The following is a 22,679-nucleotide window of genomic DNA, read 5'->3' as shown; positions in this document are numbered from 1 at the left end:
GAATCGCCACCGGCGCCCCGAGACGACGGCGCCGAACAGGCCCGCCCAGTCGTACACGAAAGGACATCGCGTGTTCCGGTTCATCGGCACATTCGTCTACCGAATGCGCTTCCTCGTCATCGCGGTGCTCATCGCGATGATGGCCGGACTCGGGCTGTACGGTCTCGATCTCGGCAAGCACCTCAGTCAGAGCGGCTGGTTCGATCCGACGTCGGAGTCCGACACCGGTGCGCGCTACGCCGACCAGGCGTTGGGGCGCGACCACACGTCCGACATCATCCTGCTGGTCACCCCACCGGAGGGCACCCGCGTCGACGACAAGGCGTTTGGCGCGAAGGTCGAGACGTTCGTCGAGGACCTCATCGCGACGCACCCCGACATCGTCGGACGCGCCGATCCCGGTCTGTACGACCCGTTCCTCGTCCAGCCCGCGCAGAGCACGCTGCAGGAGCGGCTGTTCACCGAGGACGGCAGACACGCCTTCATCAGCATCGGCGTCGCCGGCAACGACGACACGACGGTCCTCAACAACTACAAGACCATCGAACCGTTCTTCGAGGACATCCCCGAACGCTTCGATCTACCCGGTACGACCTTCGAACTCGCCGGCCTGCAACCGGTCGCCGGATCGATGGCCGAGGGCATGGACAAGGACATCCACCGCGCCGAGGTCCTCGCGCTGCCGCTGGTGGCGATCATGCTGTTCTTCGTGTTCGGCGGCGTCGTCGCCGCCTGCCTGCCCGTCCTCATCGGTGGCCTGACCATCGCCGGTTCGCTGGGCATCATGAAGATCCTCGCGCTCACCACCGAGCTCAACATCTTCGCGCAGTCGGTGGTCACGCTGATCGGTCTCGGCATCGCGATCGACTACGGCCTGTTCATCGTGTCGCGTTTCCGCGAGGAACTCGGTGAAGGCTATTCGACCAAGGCCGCGGTCCGAAGAACCGTGATGACCGCCGGTCAGACGGTGGTCTTCTCCGCGACGATCATCGTCGCCGCCCTGGCGTGTCTCCTGATCATGCCGCAGGGATTCCTCAAATCCGTCGCCTACGGCGCGATCGCATCGGTGTCCCTCGCCGCGATCCTGTCGATCACCGTCCTCCCGGCGATCCTGGGCATCCTCGGACCCCGCGTGAACATGCTGTCGATCAGCACGGTCATGAAGTACACCGCGGTCCCGCTGGCCCGCCGCTTCTCCGGCGAGGAACGCGCAGCGGCCATCGAGAACCGGTTCAGCGGTCGTATGAAGACCAGCCAGGAAGTCGAGAACGGCTTCTGGGGCCGACTCGCGACGTGGGTGATGAAGCACCCGGTCAAGACCGCGGTCCCGACTGTGCTCCTCTTGCTCGCGCTGATCATCCCGTTCGGCAGCATCCAGTTCGGCGGGATCAGCGAGAAGTTCCTGCCGCCGGACAACCCCAACCGGGTCGCGCAGGAGAAGTTCGACGAATACTTCCCGAGCGAGCGAACCGAGGCCATCAAACTCGTCATCATCTACGACGAGTCGAGCCAGGCCGACCAGAACAAGCTCGACGCCATCGCGCAACGCGCCGACGCGGTCCCCGGCTTCACCAACAAGTTCAGCGACGCCGACAAGTCCGACTTCGGGTCCTTCGACGCCGAGCGGTACCCGAACGTGGGCGTCTACCAGGTGTCGGCCGGTCTCCAGGACCGGAACACTGCCGCCCAGGCGATCGAGCAATTACGCGCGATCGACACCGAGGGCCTCACGATGTACGTCTCGGGTACCCCGGCCCTCACCCAGGACTCGATCGACGCGCTGATGCAACGGCTCCCGCTGATGGCGGTCATGCTCGTCCTCATCACCGGCCTGCTGATGTTCCTGCAGTTCGGCTCGATCGTCCTGCCGATCAAGGCCGCGCTCATGACGGCCCTGGGTCTCGGTGCCACGCTCGGCATCCTGACGTGGATCTTCGTCGACGGTCACGGCGCCGAACTGGCCAACTTCACCCCCGGCCCGCTGTTCGCAGCGGTGCTCGTGCTGATCATCGCCATCGTGTTCGGCCTCTCGACCGACTACGAGGTGTTCCTGCTCTCCCGCATGGTCGAGGCCAGACAGAAGGGCGCGAGCACCACCGAGGCGATCCGCAGCGGCACCGCGCACACCGGCGGCATCATCACCGCGGCCGCCGCGATCCTGGTCGTGGTCACCGGCGCGTTCAGCCTGTCCGAGATCGTGATGATGAAGTACATCGCGTTCGGCATGATCGCCGCGCTGATCCTGGACGCCACGGTGATCCGCATGTTGCTCGTCCCGTCGGTGATGAAGCTGCTCGGGGACGACTGCTGGTGGGCACCGCGGTGGATGCGCGTGGTCCAGCGCAAGATCGGCCTCGGCGAGACCGTCCTCGACGACGAACCCGACGAACAGCGCGACGCCGGTGCCGGCGCCCGTCCGATGAGTGCGGGCACCGTGGTGGCCGAGGCGCCGACCTCGGTGATGGCCGCGGCACGCAGACAACCGGTCGCCGCCGGAGCGGTTCCCGCCCGGGGTCGTGTCCCGGCCGCCGTCGGCCGCCCCGCCGCACCGGCGCGGCCCGCCCCGGACCGACCGCTCACCAACGGCCGCCCGGCGGGTCAGGCCCCCGACCAGCGCACCGGTTTCGGTCCCACCCCGACTCCGCCGTCCCCCTCGGGTCCGCCGCCGACCACCACCGGCCGCCCGGGTACTGCGCCGACCCCGCCGCGCACTCCGCCGGCGCGCGTCGGACCGACGCCCGTGCCCGGTGCCCGGGCCCCCGAACCGGCCGGACGCCGTCCCGCGACGCCCTACCGCCGCTCCACCGTGTCGAAGGGTGATCGTCCCGACACCGGCGGCTGGAGCCTCGGCGAGGGTGGCATCCGACTCGACGACGCCGCACCTCACCCGGGGAACGGGGACCGTCCGACGGTCACTCCCCCGTCCGCCCCACCACGGGTGCCGGAGACCGGCGGGCGTCCGAATCCCGGAACCGCCCGGCCGACGCCGGAGCCGACCGGCCAGCGCTCACCGCTCGGACGCCGGCCCGCCCTCGACGAGACCGGTCGTCGCCCCCTGGCCGCCTCGGTCAGCCCCGAGACCTCGACCCCGTCGTCTCGGAGTCGTCGCAGCAACGGTCCGTCGCCGATGGAGCGCGGACTCAGCGCCGATGCGACCCCGGCCGCCGCGCGGCCCGACGCCGGTCCCGCCTCGGGTGAGCAGGATCGCCCGGCCGACGAGTCGAGCCGTCGCCGTCGTCCGCGTACCGACCGGCACGCCCGGTCCGACGAGACCGGTGACGACGGCCAGATCAGCGTCCAGGAGCTGCTGAATCGGAGCCGCTCACAGAAGTGACCGCTCGGACCACCGTTCGCGGCCACGGGTCTCGTAAGCGGTTTGATCGCGAGTCACGATCAATCCGGGATGGGTCGGCACTGGGCTTTGCCCTGATATGACCTACCGCACATCCCGCGCATGATGTCTGCCAGCACATCAACGCTGGAGGGACAGCCGCATGACTTCATCCACCACCTGGACGTCGCCGGAGCATCGCAGAAGCGTTCTCTGGGTCGTCTCCCTTGCCACCATCGCAATCGTCTTCGACGGGTACGACCTCGTCGTCTACGGCACGGTCCTGCCCACCCTGCTCGACGACCCGTCCCAGCTCGGTCCGCTCACCCCGGCCACCGCCGGGGCGCTGGGTTCCTACGCGCTCATCGGCGTCATGATCGGCGCGCTGCTGGCCGGGCGGTCGGTGACCGGGTCGGTCGCCGACGGATGATGCTGTTCAACATCATCTGGTTCTCGGTCGGCATGGGTGCGACAGCCCTCGCCACCAATCTGACCTCGTTCGGCATCCTGCGATTCCTGACCGGCATCGGAATCGGCGGCCTGGTCGCCACCGCCGGCGCGATGGTCGCCGAGTTCGCGCCGCCCGCGAAGAAGACCTGTTCAACGCCATCGTCTACAGCGGTGTTCCGGCCGGCGGCGTGCTCGCCGCGATCCTGGCGATGGTGCTCGCCGACCACGCCGGCTGGCGCGGACTGTTCTGGGTCGGCGCACTGCCCCTCGTCACGTTGCTGCCCCTCGCGCTGCTGCGGATGCCCGAGTCGCCGCAATGGCTCGCCACCCGGGGTCGTCTCGCCGACGCGGAGGCGGTCTCGGCGCGCACCGGAATCCACGTCGGCCCCGCTCGGCCGGTCGCGGCCACCGCACCCGCCGCAGCCGAGAAGGTCGGTTTCGCGGTCCTTGCCTCGCGTCGCTTCGCCGGTCCGACCCTGCTGCTGGGCGTGATGAGCTTCGTCGGCCTGCTGCTGACCTACGGTCTCAACACATGGCTGCCGCAGATCATGAAGGAAAGCGGCTTCAACGCGAAGGGTTCGCTGTCGTTCCTGCTGGTCCTCAACGGTGGCGCCATCGTGGGCGGACTCATCGCGGCGCGATTCGCCGACCGCCGGGGACCGCAGCAGGTCGTCGCGACGTCGTTCTGCCTGGCGACGTTCGCACTCATCGGACTGACCCTGTCCCTCCCGCTGCCGGTGCTGCTGGCCGCGGTCGCCGTCGCCGGTACCGGCACCATCGGCACCCAGGTCCTGATCTACGGTTTCGTGTCGAACTTCTACCCGACCGAGGCACGCGCCGCCGGCGTGGCCTGGTGCGCCGGCTTCGGTCGACTCGGCGGCATCTTCGGTCCGGTGATCGGCGGCCTGCTGATCGGCGCCGGGATCTCCTCGGCCACCGCGTTCCATCTCTTCGCCGGGATCGCGCTCATCGGTGCCGCGGCCACGATGCTGGTCAAGTCACCCAAGCCGGCAGACGCGCCCGCGAGCGGTTCGCTGACGACCTCGGGGCTCGCCGTCAGCGAGTGACCCGGCGGGACCCGCCACCGTCGAACACGGCCTGGTCGAGGACTCAGTCCTCGTCCAGGCCGTGTTCGATCACGTAGCGGGTCAGTTCCACGCGGTTGCCGAGCTGGAGTTTGCGGAGAGTGGCCTGGACGTGGTTCTCGACGGTCCGGTGACTCAGGTCGAGGCGCCGCGCGATCTGCTTGGCGCTCAGTCCTTTTGCGACCAAACGCAGCACCTCGGTCTCACGCTCGGTGAGCGCGGGCGCGGCGGGTGCGGCGTCGGGCTGCTGGGACATGCGCCGGTACTCGCCCAGCACCAGCCCCGCGAGACCCGGGGTGAAGACCGCCTGGCCGTCGGCCGTCGCCCGGACCGCGTCCACCAGTTCTTCGCGTGACGACGACTTCACCAGATAGCCGCTGGCCCCGGCCTTCACGGCCTCGAGGACGTCGTCGCGCTCACCCGATGCGGACAGCACGAGGATGCGGGTCTTCGGCGAGACCTCCAGGACCGCCGTCGTCGCCTCCGTACCGGTGCCGTCGGTCAGCTGCATGTCCATCAGGACCACATCGGGGGTGACGGCGGCCGCACGTCGACCGGCACTGCCCACGCTCTCCGCGGTGGCGACGACGTCGAATCCCTCGTCGGCGAGATCGCGGGCCACCGCCTCTCGCCAGATCGGGTGGTCGTCGACGACCATGATCCGCAGCGGCGCCCGCCCCTCGTCACTCCGGCCTGCACTCATACTTGATGCTCCCCTTCGCCGTTCAGCTCTCGTCCCGCGGGACGGTGAACTCCCATTCCGTACCCGCACCCGGTTCGGTGTCGAGGCGCGCGGCGCCGCCGAGGGATTCGATCCGTCCGACGATCGACTTCGACACCCCGACGCGTCCCTGCGCAACCGCCTCGGCGAGCCGGCCGTCCGGGATGCCGATCCCGTCGTCTCGCACACTCACCACGACGTCCCGCCCCAGATCCTCCACCAGGATGTACGCACGCGCACCGGGACCGGCGTGGTTCACGACGTTGTCGAGCGCGTTGACCACCGCCGCGCGGATCTCCGCGCCCTTCTGCGCTGACACCATGACCGGGTCCGCGGGAGCACTCACCGACACCCGCGCGTCGGCGAAGACGCGCAGGGCGGCGGCGAGATCAACGCTGCATTGCGCATCGGGGTCGGCGGCGACGGGTTCGTCCGTGTCGGAGATCAGCCGACGCAGCGTACGCTCCTGCTCCGCCGCGAGGGTGGCGAGTTCACCTGTCGGACCGCCGATCTCGCGTCCGCGACGCGCGATCAGCGCGAGCACCTGGAGTACCCCGTCGTGCACCTCACGGGAGAGCCGTTCGCGTTCCTCGGCAGCCGCGGCGATCCGCGCCGCCCGGGACAGCTGGTCCTGGACCCGACGCGCGTTCGCAGCCGCGAGCCCGACCGCCATGCCGGTCGCCACGATGACGATGATGGTCGCATTCCGACCGAAGTCGAGGTTCAGTTCGCCCTTCACGAAGGTGCTGGTGCCGCCGATGATCAGCCCCGACACGATCCCCCCGACCGGGCCGGTGAGGATCGCGACCGAGATGACCGCGTTGGTGGCCCACAGCGTCGTCGGCCAGGTCTGGTTGTTCCACGCCCACTCCGCGCCGGCGACATACGACGTCGACAACATCAGCGCGCAGACGACGAGCACCTCGGCACCGACCCACACCCGGTTGCGCGCGAACCCGACGAAGTAGCCGATCCCGCTGACCAGCGTCCACGCGGAGAGCAGGCCGAAGAGCACCCAGGCGACGCCGCCGCGGTCGAGGTCGGGATTGACGGCGATGTGGAAGCCGAGTGCGTACAGATAGGACAGCAGCCGGAAGATCTGGGCGCCCCGCCACAGCGGACCGACCGGGTCGTCGTCGATGACGCGTGCCAGACGATCCGGATCGGTGTCCCGGTCCGGCGGGCCGACCTCGAGCCCCGACCACCGGCGCGTCACGTTCCCGCGCCCCGACCGTCCCCGTCCCGGTCACTGCCCTCGCGGTCGGTCTCGACCTCGTCCCGGCGACCATCCGCCGGGCGTTCCGATCCTGGGTTCCCGGCCTTTGAGGGGGTGCCGGGGGCCTCGCGTGCGAGCGTCTCGGCCGCGGCGTCGGGATCGTCGGTGTCCCACGCCGGTGAATCCGGCTCGGCGACGACCCCCGGGCGCCCGTCCACGGGCTCGGTCGAGTCCCCCTTCAGGCGTCGGATCGCGGTGTTGAAGAACGCGATCAGGGGCACCGCGAGCAGACCACCGATGATGCCGGCCGACACCAGGCCGGCCGCGATCCCGAGCACCACCGCAACCGGATGCAGGCGCACCGAACGCCCGAGCAGGAACGGTTGCAGCACATGGCTTTCGAGCTGCATGACACCGACGACAATGGCGAGGGCGACGACCGCGGCGATCCAGCCCTGGGTCACCAGGGCGACGAGCACCGCCAGCGTGCCGGTGACCAGGGCACCGACGATCGGGATGAAGGCGCCCAGGAAGACCAGCGAGGCCAGCGGAAGCGCCAGGGGCACTTGCAGGATGGCGAGTCCGATCCCGATACCGCAGGCGTCGACGAAGGCCACCGCGACGGTCGCCCGGACGTACCCGACGAGTGTGCCGAAACCGGCGATACCCGCCTCCCACACCCGATTCCGATTGGTTTCTGGGATGAGCTTGACCGAGAACTGCCAGATCTGACCACCGCCGTAAAGGAAGAAGATCAACAGGAACAACGTCAGCAGGGCGCCGGTGATGATCTCGCTGGCCGTGGTGGCGGTGGCCAGCGCACCGCTGGTGACACGGTCCTGGTTGTGCTGGATGAAGTCGAGCGTGTCGGTGCCGAAGTTGCGCACCTGGTCGCGATCGAGCCCGAGGGGCCCGTTGATGAGCCATTCCCTGGTCTTCTCGACGGTCACGGTGACCTGCTCGGCGAGTTCGGGAACACCGTCGATGAACTCGCGGACCACGAAGGTCATGACGGCGGCGAGCAACCCGATCGCGACGACGAGGTTGACGATCACCGCCAGCGAACGCGGCAGACCGCGCCGGTCGAGTGCATCGACCCCGGGAACCAGCATCGCCGAGATCAGGATGGCGAGGGCGACCGGCACGAGGACTTCCTCGAACTCCCGGAACAGCCTGGTCGCGACGTAAGCGGCCGCGACCAGGAGCAGTAGCCGCCACGCCCACTCCGCCGCCGCGCGTACCTGCGGATGAACCTTCAACCGGTCGATGGACGCGAGGTCCCGGACGTCGCGCGGCCGGTCGGCTCGTTCGGCTTCGGTCACAAGAGTCACACTAGTGCTGCGCCTCGGTGACAGGAGTCCGTACACACCCCCGATTGCGCAGGTCGCCGACGGGGGTGGTCACCGACACCGGCCCCCCTACCCTAGGGTGGCACGTATGTCGTCGGAGGATGTTGGCTCGCCGGGGGGCGCGGCAGCCCCGGTGACCCGTCCTCGGTTCTGGTGGGTCCGATGGGTCCTGCTCACCGTCGTCCTGATCATCCTCGCCGTCGAAGTCGTTCTCATCTGGCCCGAGCTGCGGGGCGCCTGGCTGCGCATCGGCGAGATCGAGTGGCACTGGGTCGCGGCGTGTCTCGTCGCCGCGATGCTGTCGATGGACAGTTTCGCCCAGGTCCAGCGCGCACTGTTGCGCTCGGCGGGCCTGCGGGTCACGCAGTGGAAGTCCCTGTCGGTCATCCTCGCGGCCAACTCGCTGAGCCAGACGATGCCGGGCGGCCAGGTCCTCGCCCCCGCGTTCACCTATCGGGAAACCCGCAAGTGGGGTGCGACACCGGTCATCGCGTCGTGGCAGGTCGTCATGTCGGGCCTGCTCGCCGGCATCGGTCTCGCGGTGCTCGGGTTCGGCGGCGCCCTCCTGGCCGGCGCGAAGACCAGCCCGTTCTCGGTCGTCTTCTCCGTCGCCGGGTTCCTCGCGGTCGCGGTGGTCCTGCAGTACCTGGCCAGTCATCCGGAATCGTTGAAGAGCACCGGGATTCGAGTCCTGGGTTGGGTGAATCAACTCCGGAACAAGCCGGAGGAGCACGGCACCGAGAAGTTGTTCGAGACCCTCGAACAACTCCGGGCGGTGCAGCTCACCAAGCGCGACACCTCGGTCGCATTCGGCTGGAGCCTGTTCAACTGGGTCGCCGACGTCGGGTGTCTGATGTTCGCCTGCTGGGCGGTCGACGCCCACCCGAGCATCTCCGGACTGATGGTCGCCTACGCGGCGGGCAAGGCCGTCGGCTCGGCGATCCCCCTGCTGCCGGGCGGCATCGGCGTCGTCGACGCGGTGCTCGTCCCCGCGCTGACCAGCGCCGGGATGCCCGCCGCCGACGCCATCACCGCGGTCCTCATCTACCGGCTGATCAGCTATGTGATCGTGTCGGGCATCGGCTGGGTGGTCATCGGTCTCATGTTCCGTAACCGCATCAAGCGCGACGACACGTTCATCGACGAGGTCGAGCGGGACGCCGACGCCCTCGAACGCTCGGCCGACGACCCGTCGCCCACGACGCCCGACGGTACGGCGCTCCCCATCCCGCCGCCGGATGGTGTCGAACCGCCGGGCCCGGGGGCCCCGCCCGCGGACGGACCCGACAACCCGCATCGAGGGGACTCCGCACGAACGTCCGACACCGATCCGCCGTCGGACCCGGTACGGTAATCCACCATGCTGAGCTCGAAGACGGACCGGGGCTCCGACGCGACGGCGGAGACGGGGTCCTCGCCGGCGCGCGGAACGGCGACGGGTCCCGTCGCCGCCCTGTTCGACGCGGTGGCGATCGCGGTCTTCGTCCTCATCGGCCGGGCCAGTCACGAAGAGGGCTATGCGCTGACGTCGGTGCTGCACACGCTGTGGCCGTTCCTCGCCGGCTGTGCGGTCGGCTGGTCGATCACCTACGTCTACGCGCATGTGCGGTCGAGCGACTTCTTCGGTCACGACTTCCGGCCGGACCGGGTCGTCCCGGTCGGTCTCGTCATCTGGTTCTGCACGGTGACCGTCGCGATGATCCTGCGCTTCATCCTCAGCCAGGGCGTGGCGGTGAGCTTCGTGATCGTCGCGGCCGTGGTGCTCGCGCTTTTCCTGCTCGGCTGGCGAGCCGTCTTCGCCTACCTCGGTCGTCGCGCCGCCGCCTGACGACGCGAGTCGCGAGCGTTCGCAGACCTACTTGATCGTGAAGTACTTCTGCGCGACCTGGAGTGCGGCGGTCCCCGACTTGGGTCCCTCGGTGTAGATGACGACGACCTGACCGCCCTGGAGCCCCACGAACCAGCCGGGCCCCTCGGGGCCGTTGGTGCCGACGAGGGCACGCAGTCCCGGCGCGCGGGTGAGGTCACTGGCGTCGCCGGTGGCGGCAGTGGCGGTCATCGCCTGCAGCACCGGCCGGACGACGGCCGGATCGAGCCCGCCGAGCTCACCGCCTGCGATCTTCGTCGGCACGTTCTTGAGCACGAACGGCGGCACCGACGAGGACTGCCCGGAGGCGCTACGCGCCATGGCGACACCGAAGGCGGCCATGTTGGTCATCGACATCATGCTCGAGCCGGGACGGTAGTCGATGGTCGCGATCCCGGGACGGTCAGCGGTCGGAACGCTCGCACCGGGCACCGTGAACTGGACGCCGAGTCCGAGCCGGTCGAGCAGTTCGTCGCCACGCTGCTGCTCCGACCCGACGGCTCGCCCGATAGCGTCGAAGACGGGATTGAGGGTGGTGCCGACCGGATAGGGCTGGTCGAGGTCGACGCCGCTCTCGATCGCGTACGAGTTCTGCGCCATCCCGGTGATCGCACCGGTCTGCGCGTCGAGGGTCATGATCGTCGCGGGTTGACCGACCTCGACGGCCGCGTCGCCCAGGGACAGCTGGACGCCCTGGTCCATCGTGGTCGGGACGTCGGGTCCGGGAGGGCCCTGCTCACCGGCCAGCTTGCGGGGCGCGGCACCCGGACCGAGCATCTCGACCTGCCACCCGGCGGTGGCGTCGCGGATGGCCTGCCAGTAATTGGTCAGCCCGTCCTCGAGGGGGGAGGACAGGCGCCGGTCCGCCATCACCAATTGATCGGATCGGTTGACCACGACACCGGGGACCCGACGCGGGTCGCCGGCGAGCACCTCCATGTCGGAGTCCCGCAGACCGACCGCGGTGATGGCCCGGCCCGGCGTGGCGTCGAGCTTCTCTCGGATGACCTGCCCGGTGATCAGCGGCGCGATGGGCGCGATCACCCGGGCCAGCGCCCGCACCGAGGCGTTGAGGTCCGGGGTTCGGGTGGGATCGAGCACGATCTCGTTGACCGGCTGGGCGTACATGAAGACCCGGCCGGTTCGGCTGCGGACGGTCGGGGCCGGCTTCGCGTCGGTGCGGATCTCGCGCAGGGTGCCGCCGGCGGTGAGGCCGGCGTGCAGGATCGCGGGGTCCCAGGTCACCTTCCAACCCGACGACAGCTTGCGCGCGGTACCGCCGCTGGTCGACTCGTACACGCGGCCCTTGTCCCAGTTCCAGGTGGTGGTGACCGAGAAGGTCGCCGTCCCGTCGCTGTATTCGACGGGGTTGTCGACGTCGACGTCGACGCGTTGGGCACCCATCTGTCTCAGAGTGGTGGTGAGACTGTCACCGGCTTGTCCCGGTGCGGTGGTGAACGTGGCGGCCCCGCCGGCGTCCTGGCGGCTGAGGGCGTCGGCGAATGCGTCGATGGCGGCAGCGGCGCCCGTGTCGGTCGAACCGGCGAACCCGCAGGAACTCACCATGACCGCGCACGTGACCGCGGCACAAGCGGCTGTCGTCGCGCGCTTGACCCAGATCTTCATGACGACAATTTTCACTCGTGTAACACTCGAAATCGACGCCGCCAGCTTCCATTCGGGGATCAAGCCGGTCACGAACTCATCTCGCCCACGGGACTATTGACACTCCGCGGCGTGCGCGATCGCCGTCCGGGGACCGACGTCGACAGATCCCGGACCCGGCCGTCCCCGACCGCCCTCACCTTGCCGCACTGCGACAATGGGCGCATGGTTTTCACCGTCTTCCGCGGCGATGATCGTCCGGTCACCGCCACCGACTGGCTGACCTCACGACACTGCTTCTCCTTCGGCGACCACTACGACCCGTCGAACACGCACTTCGGCGCGCTGCTCGCCGTCAACGACGAGGTCGTCGCACCCGGCGCGGGCTTCGATCTCCACACCCATCAGGAGAGCGAGATCGTGACATGGGTGGTCGCGGGGACGCTGGTCCACCGCGACTCGGCCGGGCACTCCGGTGTCCTGTACCCCGGCCTGGTACAGCGGATGAGCGCGGGCACCGGCGTCGAACACTCCGAGCGCAACGACTCATGGCCCGACCTGCCCGACGCCGGCACCGAGCCCGTCCGCTACGTCCAGATGTGGCTGATGCCCGACCGCCACGGCCTCGCGCCGTCGTACGCGCAGGCCGATGTCCGCGACCGACTCGCCGCGGGCGGACTCGTACCGATCGCGTCGGGCGTCGCCGATGTCGACGCCGCGGTCTCCGTCGCCAACTCGGGCGCCACCCTGTTCGCGGCGCGACTCCGCCCCGGCGAGACCGTCGAGGTACCCGCTTCCCGGTTCACCCACCTGTTCGTCGTGCACGGACAGATCGAGGTCGACGGGGTCGGCGTCCGGGAGATCGGCGTTCTGGGCCCGGGTGACGCCCTCCGAGGCGTCGACTCCGCGTCGTTCCCGATCCGCGCCGGCGACGACTCCGACGCCGAGGTGCTGGTGTGGTCGATGGCCGCCGGGCTGGGTGGTGCGTGACCGGACACCGGCGCCTCCCGTGGACCGACCGGCGACGTATGGACTTCAACTCGACCGCCAGACTTCGATCGAAGTCTGGCGGTCGAATTGAGGTCTGGCGGAGGGAGCAAAACGTCGCGAAATCAGGCCGCGTCGAGCTGACGTGCCATCTGCGCGTACCCCTCCCACACCGAGGCGTAGCGCGGTCGCCAGTCGGTGGCTGATCGAAACCGCCTGTTGGACATCCGAAGCGAACGTGTCAGCGACGTGGTGCGTTCGCCGAGCAGGAGGGCGGCCCGACCGGGCAAGGTCACGAAGGGGTGCTTGCCGACCGCACCCGCCAGGGCGGCCGTGTGGTGCTTCTTGGTGACCGGTAGGTCGTCGACGATGTTGTAGGTGCCGGAACCGATTTCGAGTGCGGACACCACGGCGTCGGCGGCATCGGCAAGGTGGATCGACGAGACGTAGGCACCGGGTCGGCCGGCCCGGAAACCGATCCGTCGTCGGGCGAGCGCTATGAGCTGCTCGCTGTGGGCGGCGCCGACGCCGTAGAACAACCCGAAGCGGAGCACTACGCCGACCCCACCCGAATCGGTGAACCGGCGGGCCGAGGCCTCGGCGGCGTGGTTGCCCACCGCGATCGGATAGTGGTCGACCGGCGACTCCTCGTCGATCCACCGGTCACCGGCGTCGGTGTACACCATGGCGACCGATTCCTGCACCACCCGCGGCACGCCGGTGGCGAGTGCGGCGTCGACCACCGCGGCCGAGCCCTCCCGCCGGATGCGATGACAGTCCGCCCAGGCCGACTTTCGGACGAACGATGCGGTCCCCGGAAGGGAGGACGCGAGATTGACGACCGCGCCGCAGCCGTCGAAGTGTTCGGCGAGTCCGTGTCGATCGAACAGCGACACCCGAATCGGGGCGGCGCCGTGGGCACGCAGCGCGGAAGCGGCGGCATCCGAGCGCGCCAGCGCACGCACGTCGTGTCCCGCGGCGACCAATGCGGGCACCGCGTATCCCCCGATGGCCCCCGTACCGCCGGTGACGAATACCCGCATGCGGGCGAGTATCCCGGATCGCGGTGCGGTTTGTCCCGGCTACCGGGACAAACCGCACCGTCATGTGGTTCGCCGGTCAGTCCCCCGTCTGCGATAGAGCGTGCAGATCCTTTGCGGTGGGCGACTTCTCGACCGTGTCGGGATCGGGATAGGTGTGCAGCAACCGGTCCGCGGTGCCCGCGGTGGTGACCGCGAACCAATAGTGCTCGTTGCGGTAGTGATGGAATCGATGGTTGCGCCACAACCGGCGATAGTAGGCGTGGCGCGGCCGGTAGTCGGAGTGGATCAGATAGTGCGTCCATTCATAGACCAGTCCGATCGCCGCGAGCGTCGCCATGAACGTGAGACCGCGCTCGGCACTGGCGAAGACGAGGAGCCCCATCGCGACGGCCGCGAGGACGACCGTGACCAGCACCTGCCACGGGATGAACACCAGGGGGATGTTCCGCGGGTCCGAGTGGTGCTCGCGATGCTTACGCGCCACCAGCGGATCGATGGTGACCGGTCCCAGGCGCTTCGGCCGCCAGTGCAGCACGACGACGTGGATCAGCCATTCGGCCAGCGGAAAGCTCGCGATCATCACGACCGGGACGACCAGATCGGCGATTCCCCACCCGCCCAGCCAAATTCGCGCCGCCGACGAGGTCACCAGGAACGCGGCGATCATCCAGGGCGACGGGTGCCGGAGGAACTCGGCGAATGCGGCACGCAGGGTCGTCGACCGCCGTGATCGCATTCGCCGTTCCTCCGCCGCCACCTGCCGGCGCGCTCTGTGGTCGATGTGATCGGCGTCGATGCTCTCGGCAGACATTCAGTTCCCCTCTCCGATGTCAGACTCCGCACCCTCGAGTGCCTGACAGAGTTCGAGCAATGCCGCGGTCGCGGGCGCGAGCAGTTCACGGGCAGCGGCCTCGGCGCGGCCGGGTTCGCGAGACGTGATCGCGTCGACGAGCGCGCGATAGCCGTCGATGTTGCCGACCTCCGGCTCCAGCATCGACGCGAGCGCGGGAAGCGCCGGTTCGTACGCGGCGCGGAGCGAGTTGTACATGAGACGGAATGCGATCGAGTCGGCCGCGTCGACGATCGCGCTCCAGAACTCGAGTGCCGCGACCTGCTGTCCGACCGGGTCCGGTTCGGCGGCGAGATCGGCGAGCAGCGCTGTCAGCCTGGCGATCTGGTCGTCGGTCACCCGCCTCGCCGCCAGCCCGGCGACGCCCGGGCCGATCGCGGCACGTGCCTCGACGATCGAGCGAGCGACACTGGGCACGAGCGCGCCGCCCCGGATCAGGAGTCGCGGCAACAGATCGAGACCACCCGTCCGCGCGATGTCCTGGACCCGTGCGCCGTCGCCCTGCCGAATGGAGACCAGACCGGCCGCCGCCACCCGCTTCAACGCTTCCCGCACGGTGGGCCGCGAGACGCCGAGGATGCGGGTCAATTCCCGTTCGCTTGGAAGGGCCTCGCCGGCCGGTAGGTCACCCGACAGCACGCCCTCGACGATCTGGTCGAACACGATCTCGGGGGCGCTCTGCTGGGACACGGGCTCGAACGGCATGCACCGACCGTAGAACCCGGAGGACTGGTGGTCAAGTGGTCAGACCACTCGCGGCCTGAGGAATGTTCGGTGGGCGCTCGGGTTGTACCCACCATGAGTGACATCGCCGCGCCTTCGTCCGACACCTTGACCGCCGACGATCTGGACTTTCTCAGCCGCCCACTCCTCGGCTTCTTCTCGACGGCGACCGGCCCGACGCCGCCGCAGCCTCGGCCGGTGTGGTTCGAGGCGACCGCGGACGGCGAGATCCAGCTCTTCACCGGTCCCGATTCGCTGAAGGTGCGTCGTCTGGCCGCCGATCCGCGCGCCTCGATCGTGGTCGCCACCCCGGTCGAGGAACGCGAGCGCTGGATCTCCGTTTCCGGCCCCACGCGCATCGAGACCGACGGTCCAGCGCGAACTCGCAGCACGACTCGCCGACCGCTACTGGGACCTCGACGACCCCACCCGCGCACAGGATCTCGCGGAGATCCTCGCCGACGACTGGGTGCGGATCGTCATCCGGCCGGACAAGATCCGGCGACTGAGCTTCTGAGCGGGGCCTTCGACTCGGCCGCGGCTCATCGCAGCTGATCGAGCAACCGCAACCAGACCTCGCTGATGGTCGGATACGACGGAACCGCATGCCACAGCCGCGAGAGCGGGACCTCGCCGACGATGGCCACCGTCGCCGAATGGACGAGTTCCGCGGTCTGCGGCCCCACAAAGGTCGCCCCGACGAGGATGTCGCGGCCCGCATCGACGACGAGACAGGCGTGACCCGAGTACTCGGGATCGGTCAGGTAGGACCCCGCCACGGAGATGTCCCCGTCGGCGATCCGTACATCGATGCCGGCGTCCTTCGCCTGCTTCGCGGTCAGCCCGACAGATGCGATCTCCGGCCGGGTGAACACCACCTGCGGTACGGCACCGTGGTCGGAGCTCGCGACGTACCGCGGACCGTCGAGGTCCCGGTTCTCGGCACGTGCGGCGATCACGTCCCCGGCCACCCGCGCCTGATACTTGCCCATGTGTGTCAACGCATTACGGCCGTTGACATCTCCCACAACGTACAGCCACGGGTGGTCGGCCACCGTCAGATGGTCATCGGCGCGCAGCGGGCCGCCCGCCTCGAGTCCCACCGACTCCAGACCGAGATCCCGCGTCGCGGGCGAGCGTCCCGCCGCCACCAGGATCTCGTCGACGACGAGCTCGCCTGCGCCGTCGCCGTCGAGCCGGACGGTGACGGGGCCGCCGTGGATGCGTCCGTAGCCGGTGTCGGCGGCGCCGGGCCGGTCGACCGACTCGATCGTCGTCCCGAACCGGATGTCCACGCCGCGGGCAGTCAGCGAGTCCGCGATCCGCTCTGAGACGAACGACTCCATCTTGGGCAGCAACCGGTCACCGCGGATGGCCATGACGACCTCCGCACCGAGGTCGAGCAACCAGGTCACCGCTTCGCACGCCACGACGCCACCGCCGACGACGAGGATCCGCTCCGGCACCTCGACGAGATTCGTCGCGTCCCGGGAGGTCCACGGGTGCGCCTCGGCCAGACCCGGTGTCGGCGGGATCGACGCCGTGCTCCCCGTCGCCACCACGACCGCCTCACGCGCCGTCACCACCGTGTCGCCGACAGTCACCTGCCGCTCACCCGACAACCGCCCATGCCCGCGGATCACCGTCATCCCCGCGCCTTCGGCCCATTTCACCTGCCCGGAGTCGTCGTGGGTCGCCCCGGGCCCGTCCCGTCGGTCGTTCACTGTGTCGCGCCACGCCAGGAGGGCGTCGGCGTCCGGACGATCGCCGCTCACCCGTTCACGCGCACCCGCCAGGGCACGGGCCTCCTCGAGCGCGGACCCCGGACCCAGCAACGCCTTGCTCGGCATACACGCCCAGTACGAGCACTCACCCCCCATGAGCTCGTGCTCGATGACGACAGCGGTTCGATCGCTGCCCCGTGTCGCGTAGTCGGCGACATTCTCGCCCACCGGACCGCCACCGATCACGACGACGTCGAAGGTTGCATCCATGGGTTCAGCGTAGGTGGGTTTCGCTCCCGCGGTCGGCGAGTGCGCACGTTCCGAGGAGAGCAGTGTGCGACTCCTGGGAGTCGCTCTGTCGACGCTGCCGTTCACGAGCCCGCGCTCACCCCCCCCCGCTGGTTGAGCCGGCACCGAGCGAAGCGAGGCGCCGAGTCGAAGCCATTTGGTAACCCGACGCCGCTGAGTCACCCCGACGCCGCCGAGTGACCCCGACGGACACAGCGCCCCAGCCATTCACGAGCCCGCGATCGCCCCCCGCTGGTTGAGCCGGCACCGAGCGAAGCGAGGCGCCGAGTCGAAGCCCCCTGGTGACCCGACCACGCTGAACGACCCCGACAGACGAAGCGCCCCAGCCATTCACGACCCCCGCTGGTTGAGCCGGCACCGAGCGAAGCGAGGCGCCGAGTCGAAGCCACCTGGTGACCCGACGCCGAGTGACCCCGACGGACGAAGCGCCCCAGCCATTCACGAACCGGCGCTCGCCCCCCGCTGGTTGAGCCGGCACCGAGCGAAGCCGCCGGGCCGAGCAAGCGACGAAGGAGCGCGTCGAGGTCGAGGCGCCGAGTCGAAGCCACTCGGTAACCCCGACGCCGCTGAATGACCCCGACGGACGCAGCACCCCAGGCACGGCGTGTTGCGGATGCGGCCCGGGAGAGTCCTCAGACCCCCGCTCCATCGAGGACACAACACATTTGCCCCCCGAACGGGCACGAATACGACTGGAGTGCACCTCGGTCGACGGGGGGTTGCACAGTCAACGCCAATGGACGCACAGTCGACGAAAAACACTGCACAGTCGATGAATTCGTGTTTCGGGCCTGTTGAGACTCCTCGTAATCGAACGCATGTTCCGGTACCTTGGAGTCATGCCAGAGCTTGCCACCCTCCTCGATCGACTCATCGAGACCACCCCACCCGCCGACGACCGAACAGGCAGAGAAACTCTCGACGCCCTCGACACGTTGCGCCTGATCCGCAACACCGTCGACCACCAGATCGTCGCGCACGCAGCACAACTCGACGACCTCGGCGTCTCGCAGAAAGCCGGCAGCACCACCAAGAAGTTACTGATCGAGTCAGGCCACGCCCCGGCCGCCGCCCAACGCACCATGCGAAGTGTCGATGCCCTGCCGGGGTTGCCGGCGCTGTCTCGTCATGCCGCCGACGGGCGACTGTCCAGCGAAATCGTCGACGCCATTGTTCGCGGCATGAACCAGATCGAGAAGTGCTGCGCCGATGGTGGTTCCGACGACGACCGCTCACGGTACGAGATCGAACTCATCGCCCAAGCACTGTCCGGTGCGACGCCGTCGCAAGTGCTCAAGCATGCTCGCGCGATCGCCAACAACCTTGCCTATGCCTCCGACACCGGTGTCCCCTCGGCTGACGACCCATCGCTGAACTCGGTCAACGCGCACACCACCGACGACGGCCGCGTCGAGGTGCGCGCCGACCTCACCCAGGTGGTCGGTGAGAAGTTCATGGCGATGATCGACGAACGGTCCTGTCCGCGGCCCGAACCCGACGGCACCGAGGACCGGCGCACCGCCGAGCAACGCCGCGCCGACGCCTTCGAACTGATCCTCGATCAAGCAGCGATCGGCGCCACCCTCGACACCGTCGGAAGCCCACGCACGCAACTGATGCTGACGATCCCCGCGACCGGAGACCTGGCGACGCTGCCGTGGACCGGATCGGTCAGCCATGCCGCCGCGAAACAGGTGTCGTGCGACGGCTCGCTCACGGAGATAATCCTCGATAGTGAGGGCGTACCACTACAGATGGGTCACACCCGCCGGTTGTATCCGTCACACTTACGCAAGGCGGTAATCGTCCGCGACGCCTGCTGCATCAAATGTGGTGCGCCGCCGTCCCATACGCAGGTGCATCACATCAAGTCGTGGGCCGACGGCGGACCCACCGACCTCGACAACGGGTGTCTGCTGTGCCAGCGCTGCCACACCCAGGTCCACCACCACGGTTGGGACATCGTCATGGGTTTCGACCGACACCCCTGGCTCGTCCCACCCGCGACCATCGACCCACTGCGTCGACCGTTACCCGCCTACAACCGCCGCACCATGCGACTCGACGAGGCCGCCTGAACAGCCACCTGACCACCACCCCGACCGCACTCTTTCGCGCAGCACCTTCCGCACCCGACTCATGTCCGGGACTACATGTGTTCCTTGACAACTCCACAGTGATTCCACTCGCCACTGCCGTCCCGGGGTGACCGGGCAACGCATGTTCGGGAGCAGGGAGCACCCCTGCTCCCTGCTCTGAAAGAGCCAKAGGGCGCTGGGCCGGCGACCGGCAGACTTCAACTCGACCGGCAGACTTCGATCGAAGTCTAGGAGTCGAGTTGAAGTCTGTCGGTCACAATCGGGGCGCCGCGAGCTTGCAGAGCGCACGACCACCCCCCTCCCCCAGGAGCGGCCCGGAGCTCGCAGAGGCGCGTCACCCCCGCTCCCTGAGGACCGCCCGGAGCTTGCGGAGGGCGCGTCAGCCCCCGCTCCCTGAGGAGCGCCCGGAGCTTGCGGAGGGCGCGTCACGAAGGGTCAGCCCACGCATCTCACCAGGACCCTTCGTGACGCTCGCAAGCTCGCTCCTCAGGGAGCAGGGGTCGGGCTCGCAAGCTCGCTCCTCAGGGAGCAGGGGTCGGGCTCGCAAGCTCGCTCCTCAGGGGGCGGAGTGAGACGCTCGCAAGCTCGCACCTCAGGGAGCGGGGGCGACGCTCGCAAGCTCGCACCTCAGGGGGCGGGGTGAGACGCTCCAGGCCGTCACGAAGCTCTCGCCCGGCAACGACCAGGGACTCTCCGATTTCGCCCACGGCGGAGGCGGCTGACGAATAGACGATCCGGTGACAGGATGGAGCGCGTGACTGCATCGAATACCGACCTCAGCTCCGGACTCGACCTCGAGTGGGTCGACGATTCCGTCCGCGTCCAGGACGACCTGTTCGCTCACGTCAACGGCAAGTGGCTCGAGTCGCACGTCATCCCCGACGACCGTTCCGTCGACGGCGCCTTCCACGTGCTGCGCGACAACTCCGAGGAGAACGTGCGCGACATCATCACCGACTGCGCCTCGTCGAACCCGGAAAGCGGTTCCGACGAGCAGAAGATCGGCGACCTGTACGCGTCGTTCATGGACACCGACCACATCGAGGCCCTCGGGATCGGCCCGATCACCGGCGAACTGGAGAAGATCGCGGCCATCAACTCACTCGAGGCGCTGGCCCGGCGGGTCGGACGGCTGCAGCGCCATGGCACCGGCGGTCTGTTCGGCTACTACGTGGACACGGATGCGAAGCAGTCCGACCGATACCTCGTGCACCTGACGCAGTCGGGTCTCGGACTGCCCGACGAGTCCTACTACCGGGAGGACAAGCACGCCGAGACCAGGACTGCGTACGTCGCGCACGTCGAGCGCATGTTCGCTCTCGCCGGATTCGACGACGCCGCCGCCCGGGCCGCGACGGTCCTCGACCTCGAGACGGCCATCGCCGCTCAGCACTGGGATGTGGTCCGGCGCCGCGATGCCGAGCTCACGTACAACCTCATGTCGCTCGACGAGTTGAGCACCACCGCAGACGGTTTCCCCTTCACCGAGTGGTTCGGCGGACTGGGCACCAGCGGTGACGCGACCTTCGCCGAGGTCGTCGTCGCGCAGCCGTCGTTCCTGTCGGGCGTCGCCGGCCTCCTCACGGATCGCCCCCTGGACGAGTGGAAGACCTGGCTGACCTGGCGGCTCGTGCATTCGGCCGCGTCGTACCTGTCCGCACCGTTCGTCGACGAGTACTTCGACTTCTACGGCCGCATCCTGACCGGCGCGGAGGCCAACCGCGACCGGTGGAAGCGGGGCGTCGGGTTCGTCGAGGCCGCGATGGGGTTCGCGGTCGGCAAACTCTATGTGGCCAAGCACTTCCCGCCCGAGGCCAAGGCTCGGATGGACGAGCTGATCGCCAACCTGGTCGAGGCCTACCGCCGCAACATCTCCGACCTGCCGTGGATGACCCCGGAGACCCGGGAGAAGGCGCTGGTCAAGCTCGGCAAGTTCACCCCCAAGATCGGCTATCCGGCCAAGTGGCGCGACTACAGTTCGTTGAGCGTCGACCGCGGCGACCTCATCGGGAACGTCGCCCGGTCCGCGTCGTTCGAGCAGGACCGCGAGTTCGCCAAGATCGGCTCACCGGTCGACCACGACGAGTGGTTCATGACGCCGCAGACGGTCAACGCCTACTACAACCCCGGCATGAACGAGATCGTGTTCCCCGCCGCGATCCTGCAGCCACCGTTCTTCGACCCCGAGGCGGACGACGCCGTCAACTACGGCGGCATCGGCGCGGTCATCGGTCACGAGATCGGGCACGGGTTCGACGATCAGGGCGCGAAGTACGACGGGGACGGCAACCTCGTCGACTGGTGGACCGACACCGACCGGACCGAGTTCTCCTCGCGGACACGCAAACTCATCGACCAATACGGTGAGTTCACCCCGACCGGACTCGATCCCGAGCACAAGGTCAACGGCGACTTCACCATCGGTGAGAACATCGGTGACCTCGGCGGGTTGTCGATCGGACTCGTCGCGTATCAGATCGCGAACGAGGCGAGCGGGGCCCAACCGCCGATCATCGACGGCCTGACCGGAACACAGCGCGTGTTCTACAGCTGGGCGCAGATCTGGCGGACCAAGACCCGGGATGCCGAAGCCATCCGACGCCTCTCGATCGACCCGCATTCGCCGCCGGAGTTCCGGTGCAACGGCGTCGTCCGCAACATGGACGCGTTCTACGAGGCCTTCGACGTCAAGCCCGGGGACTCGCTGTACCTGGACCCGGCCGAACGCGTGCGGATCTGGTGAACGACGTGCCCGGCGGACCCGGTCCGCGCGACGAGAGTCCGCCGGGTACGGCCGCATCACTGGGTCTGGTACGGGGACGCGAACTCACGGTCGCCCTGCTGCGACCGATCGGAGCCGCCGTCGTCCTGCTCGCCGGATACTTCCTGCTGCCCATCGACAAAGAGAGCGACCTGAACTATCTCGGCCTCGTAGTCGGGGCCGCGCTGCTGATCGCGTTCTGTGTCTGGGAGGTCCGCAAGTTCGCCGGCTCCGACCGGCCCGTCGCGACCGCGATGGAGATGCTGGTGGCGCTGGCCGGGTTCTACATCGTCGCGTTCGCGACGACGTACTTCCTGTTCTCCGAATACGATCCCGGCAGTTTCAACGCGTCGCTCACCCGGATCGACGCCCTGTACTTCTGCCTCACCGTGTTCACCACGACGGGTTTCGGCGACATCGCGCCGGATTCGCAGGGTGCGCGCGTCGCGGTGTCGATCCAGATGGCGAGCACCCTGCTGCTCCTCGGTCTGGGCGTGCGCTTCCTCAACCTGCTGGTGAACCAGAGACGCCAGGCCACCGGACGGTGACCTGGCGTCGC

The 22,679-nt window shown here is 68.7% G+C and carries 15 protein-coding genes and 2 pseudogenes; 9 read left to right on the top strand and 8 right to left on the bottom strand.

The window, feature by feature from the left end; all coding sequences use genetic code 11:
- Window positions 1-70 precede the first annotated feature (70 nt).
- Together A9310_RS09335 and A9310_RS09330 are read left to right on the top strand one after the other, a co-directional pair.
- Window positions 71-3,334, top strand: coding sequence for an MMPL family transporter (locus A9310_RS09335; protein ID WP_065630332.1), 3,264 nt, complete (start codon window positions 71-73; stop codon window positions 3,332-3,334).
- A 160-nt stretch (window positions 3,335-3,494) separates the two neighbouring features.
- A pseudogene (locus A9310_RS09330) lies at window positions 3,495-4,848 on the top strand (MFS transporter).
- A 43-nt stretch (window positions 4,849-4,891) separates the two neighbouring features.
- On the opposite strand, the gene A9310_RS09325 reads toward A9310_RS09330, so the two are convergent.
- The 3 genes from A9310_RS09325 to A9310_RS09315 are packed head-to-tail and all read right to left on the bottom strand — an operon-like array spanning window position 4,892 to window position 8,125.
- Entirely contained in the window at window positions 4,892-5,569 is a 678-nt protein-coding gene (locus A9310_RS09325; RefSeq protein WP_065630331.1) for a response regulator transcription factor, read from the bottom strand.
- A 22-nt stretch (window positions 5,570-5,591) separates the two neighbouring features.
- Window positions 5,592-6,803, bottom strand: coding sequence for a MacS family sensor histidine kinase (locus A9310_RS09320; protein ID WP_065630330.1), 1,212 nt, complete (start codon window positions 6,801-6,803; stop codon window positions 5,592-5,594).
- Window positions 6,800-8,125, bottom strand: coding sequence for an AI-2E family transporter (locus A9310_RS09315; protein ID WP_065630329.1), 1,326 nt, complete (start codon window positions 8,123-8,125; stop codon window positions 6,800-6,802). Before A9310_RS09315 ends, A9310_RS09320 begins: the two co-directional genes overlap by 4 nt.
- Window positions 8,126-8,240: 115 nt before the next feature.
- On the opposite strand from A9310_RS09315, the gene A9310_RS09310 reads away from it, so the two are divergent.
- Entirely contained in the window at window positions 8,241-9,506 is a 1,266-nt protein-coding gene (locus tag A9310_RS09310; RefSeq protein WP_083207319.1) for a YbhN family protein, read from the top strand.
- A gap of 6 nt (window positions 9,507-9,512) precedes the next feature.
- Window positions 9,513-9,980, top strand: coding sequence for a DUF3054 domain-containing protein (locus tag A9310_RS09305; protein ID WP_065630328.1), 468 nt, complete (start codon window positions 9,513-9,515; stop codon window positions 9,978-9,980).
- Window positions 9,981-10,007: 27 nt separating this feature from the next.
- Here A9310_RS09305 and A9310_RS09300 read toward each other — a convergent pair whose 3' ends face one another.
- Window positions 10,008-11,645, bottom strand: a complete 1,638-nt coding sequence (locus A9310_RS09300; protein ID WP_065630327.1) for an NTF2-like N-terminal transpeptidase domain-containing protein — start codon at window positions 11,643-11,645, stop codon at window positions 10,008-10,010.
- 204 nt (window positions 11,646-11,849) lie between these two features.
- Between A9310_RS09300 and A9310_RS09295 the strand changes: the two genes are divergently transcribed.
- Entirely contained in the window at window positions 11,850-12,614 is a 765-nt protein-coding gene (locus tag A9310_RS09295; RefSeq protein WP_058252248.1) for a pirin-like bicupin family protein, read from the top strand.
- Window positions 12,615-12,736: 122 nt separating this feature from the next.
- On the opposite strand, the gene A9310_RS09290 is transcribed toward A9310_RS09295, so the two are convergent.
- From A9310_RS09290 to A9310_RS09280, 3 genes are all read right to left on the bottom strand, one after another.
- The gene (locus A9310_RS09290) at window positions 12,737-13,654 is read right to left on the bottom strand and encodes an NAD(P)-dependent oxidoreductase (protein WP_065630326.1); all 918 of its coding nucleotides are present in this window, start codon (window positions 13,652-13,654) and stop codon (window positions 12,737-12,739) included.
- A gap of 76 nt (window positions 13,655-13,730) precedes the next feature.
- On the bottom strand, window positions 13,731-14,450 hold the full coding sequence (locus A9310_RS09285) for a sterol desaturase family protein (RefSeq protein ID WP_065630442.1): 720 nt from the start codon (window positions 14,448-14,450) through the stop codon (window positions 13,731-13,733).
- A 15-nt stretch (window positions 14,451-14,465) separates the two neighbouring features.
- On the bottom strand, window positions 14,466-15,209 hold the full coding sequence (locus A9310_RS09280; RefSeq protein WP_065630325.1) for a FadR/GntR family transcriptional regulator: 744 nt from the start codon (window positions 15,207-15,209) through the stop codon (window positions 14,466-14,468).
- Between the two features lie 93 nt (window positions 15,210-15,302).
- Between A9310_RS09280 and A9310_RS09275 the strand changes: the two are divergent.
- Window positions 15,303-15,744 (top strand): annotated as a pseudogene (locus A9310_RS09275) (pyridoxamine 5'-phosphate oxidase family protein).
- Between the two features lie 25 nt (window positions 15,745-15,769).
- Here A9310_RS09275 and A9310_RS09270 read toward each other — a convergent pair.
- Window positions 15,770-17,221: an NAD(P)/FAD-dependent oxidoreductase gene (locus A9310_RS09270; RefSeq protein ID WP_065630324.1), complete on the bottom strand. Its 1,452-nt coding sequence runs from the start codon at window positions 17,219-17,221 to the stop codon at window positions 15,770-15,772.
- Window positions 17,222-18,078: 857 nt separating this feature from the next.
- Between A9310_RS09270 and A9310_RS09265 the strand changes: the two genes are divergently transcribed.
- The 3 genes from A9310_RS09265 (at window position 18,079) to A9310_RS09255 (ending at window position 22,668) form a co-directional block, all read left to right on the top strand.
- Window positions 18,079-19,338: an HNH endonuclease signature motif containing protein gene (locus A9310_RS09265; RefSeq protein WP_065630323.1), complete on the top strand. Its 1,260-nt coding sequence runs from the start codon at window positions 18,079-18,081 to the stop codon at window positions 19,336-19,338.
- 766 nt (window positions 19,339-20,104) lie between these two features.
- The gene (locus tag A9310_RS09260; protein ID WP_065630322.1) at window positions 20,105-22,102 is read left to right on the top strand and encodes a M13 family metallopeptidase; all 1,998 of its coding nucleotides are present in this window, start codon (window positions 20,105-20,107) and stop codon (window positions 22,100-22,102) included.
- On the top strand, window positions 22,099-22,668 hold the full coding sequence (locus A9310_RS09255; RefSeq protein WP_065630321.1) for a potassium channel family protein: 570 nt from the start codon (window positions 22,099-22,101) through the stop codon (window positions 22,666-22,668). Before A9310_RS09260 ends, A9310_RS09255 begins: the two co-directional genes overlap by 4 nt.
- Window positions 22,669-22,679 lie beyond the last annotated feature (11 nt).

This window comes from Gordonia sp. UCD-TK1 (assembly GCF_001691435.1).
Taxonomy (GTDB): Bacteria; Actinomycetota; Actinomycetes; order Mycobacteriales; family Mycobacteriaceae; genus Gordonia; species Gordonia hongkongensis.
The sequence above is the reverse complement of the archived record's forward strand: the minus strand, read 5'-3'. Positions and strand labels throughout refer to the sequence as shown.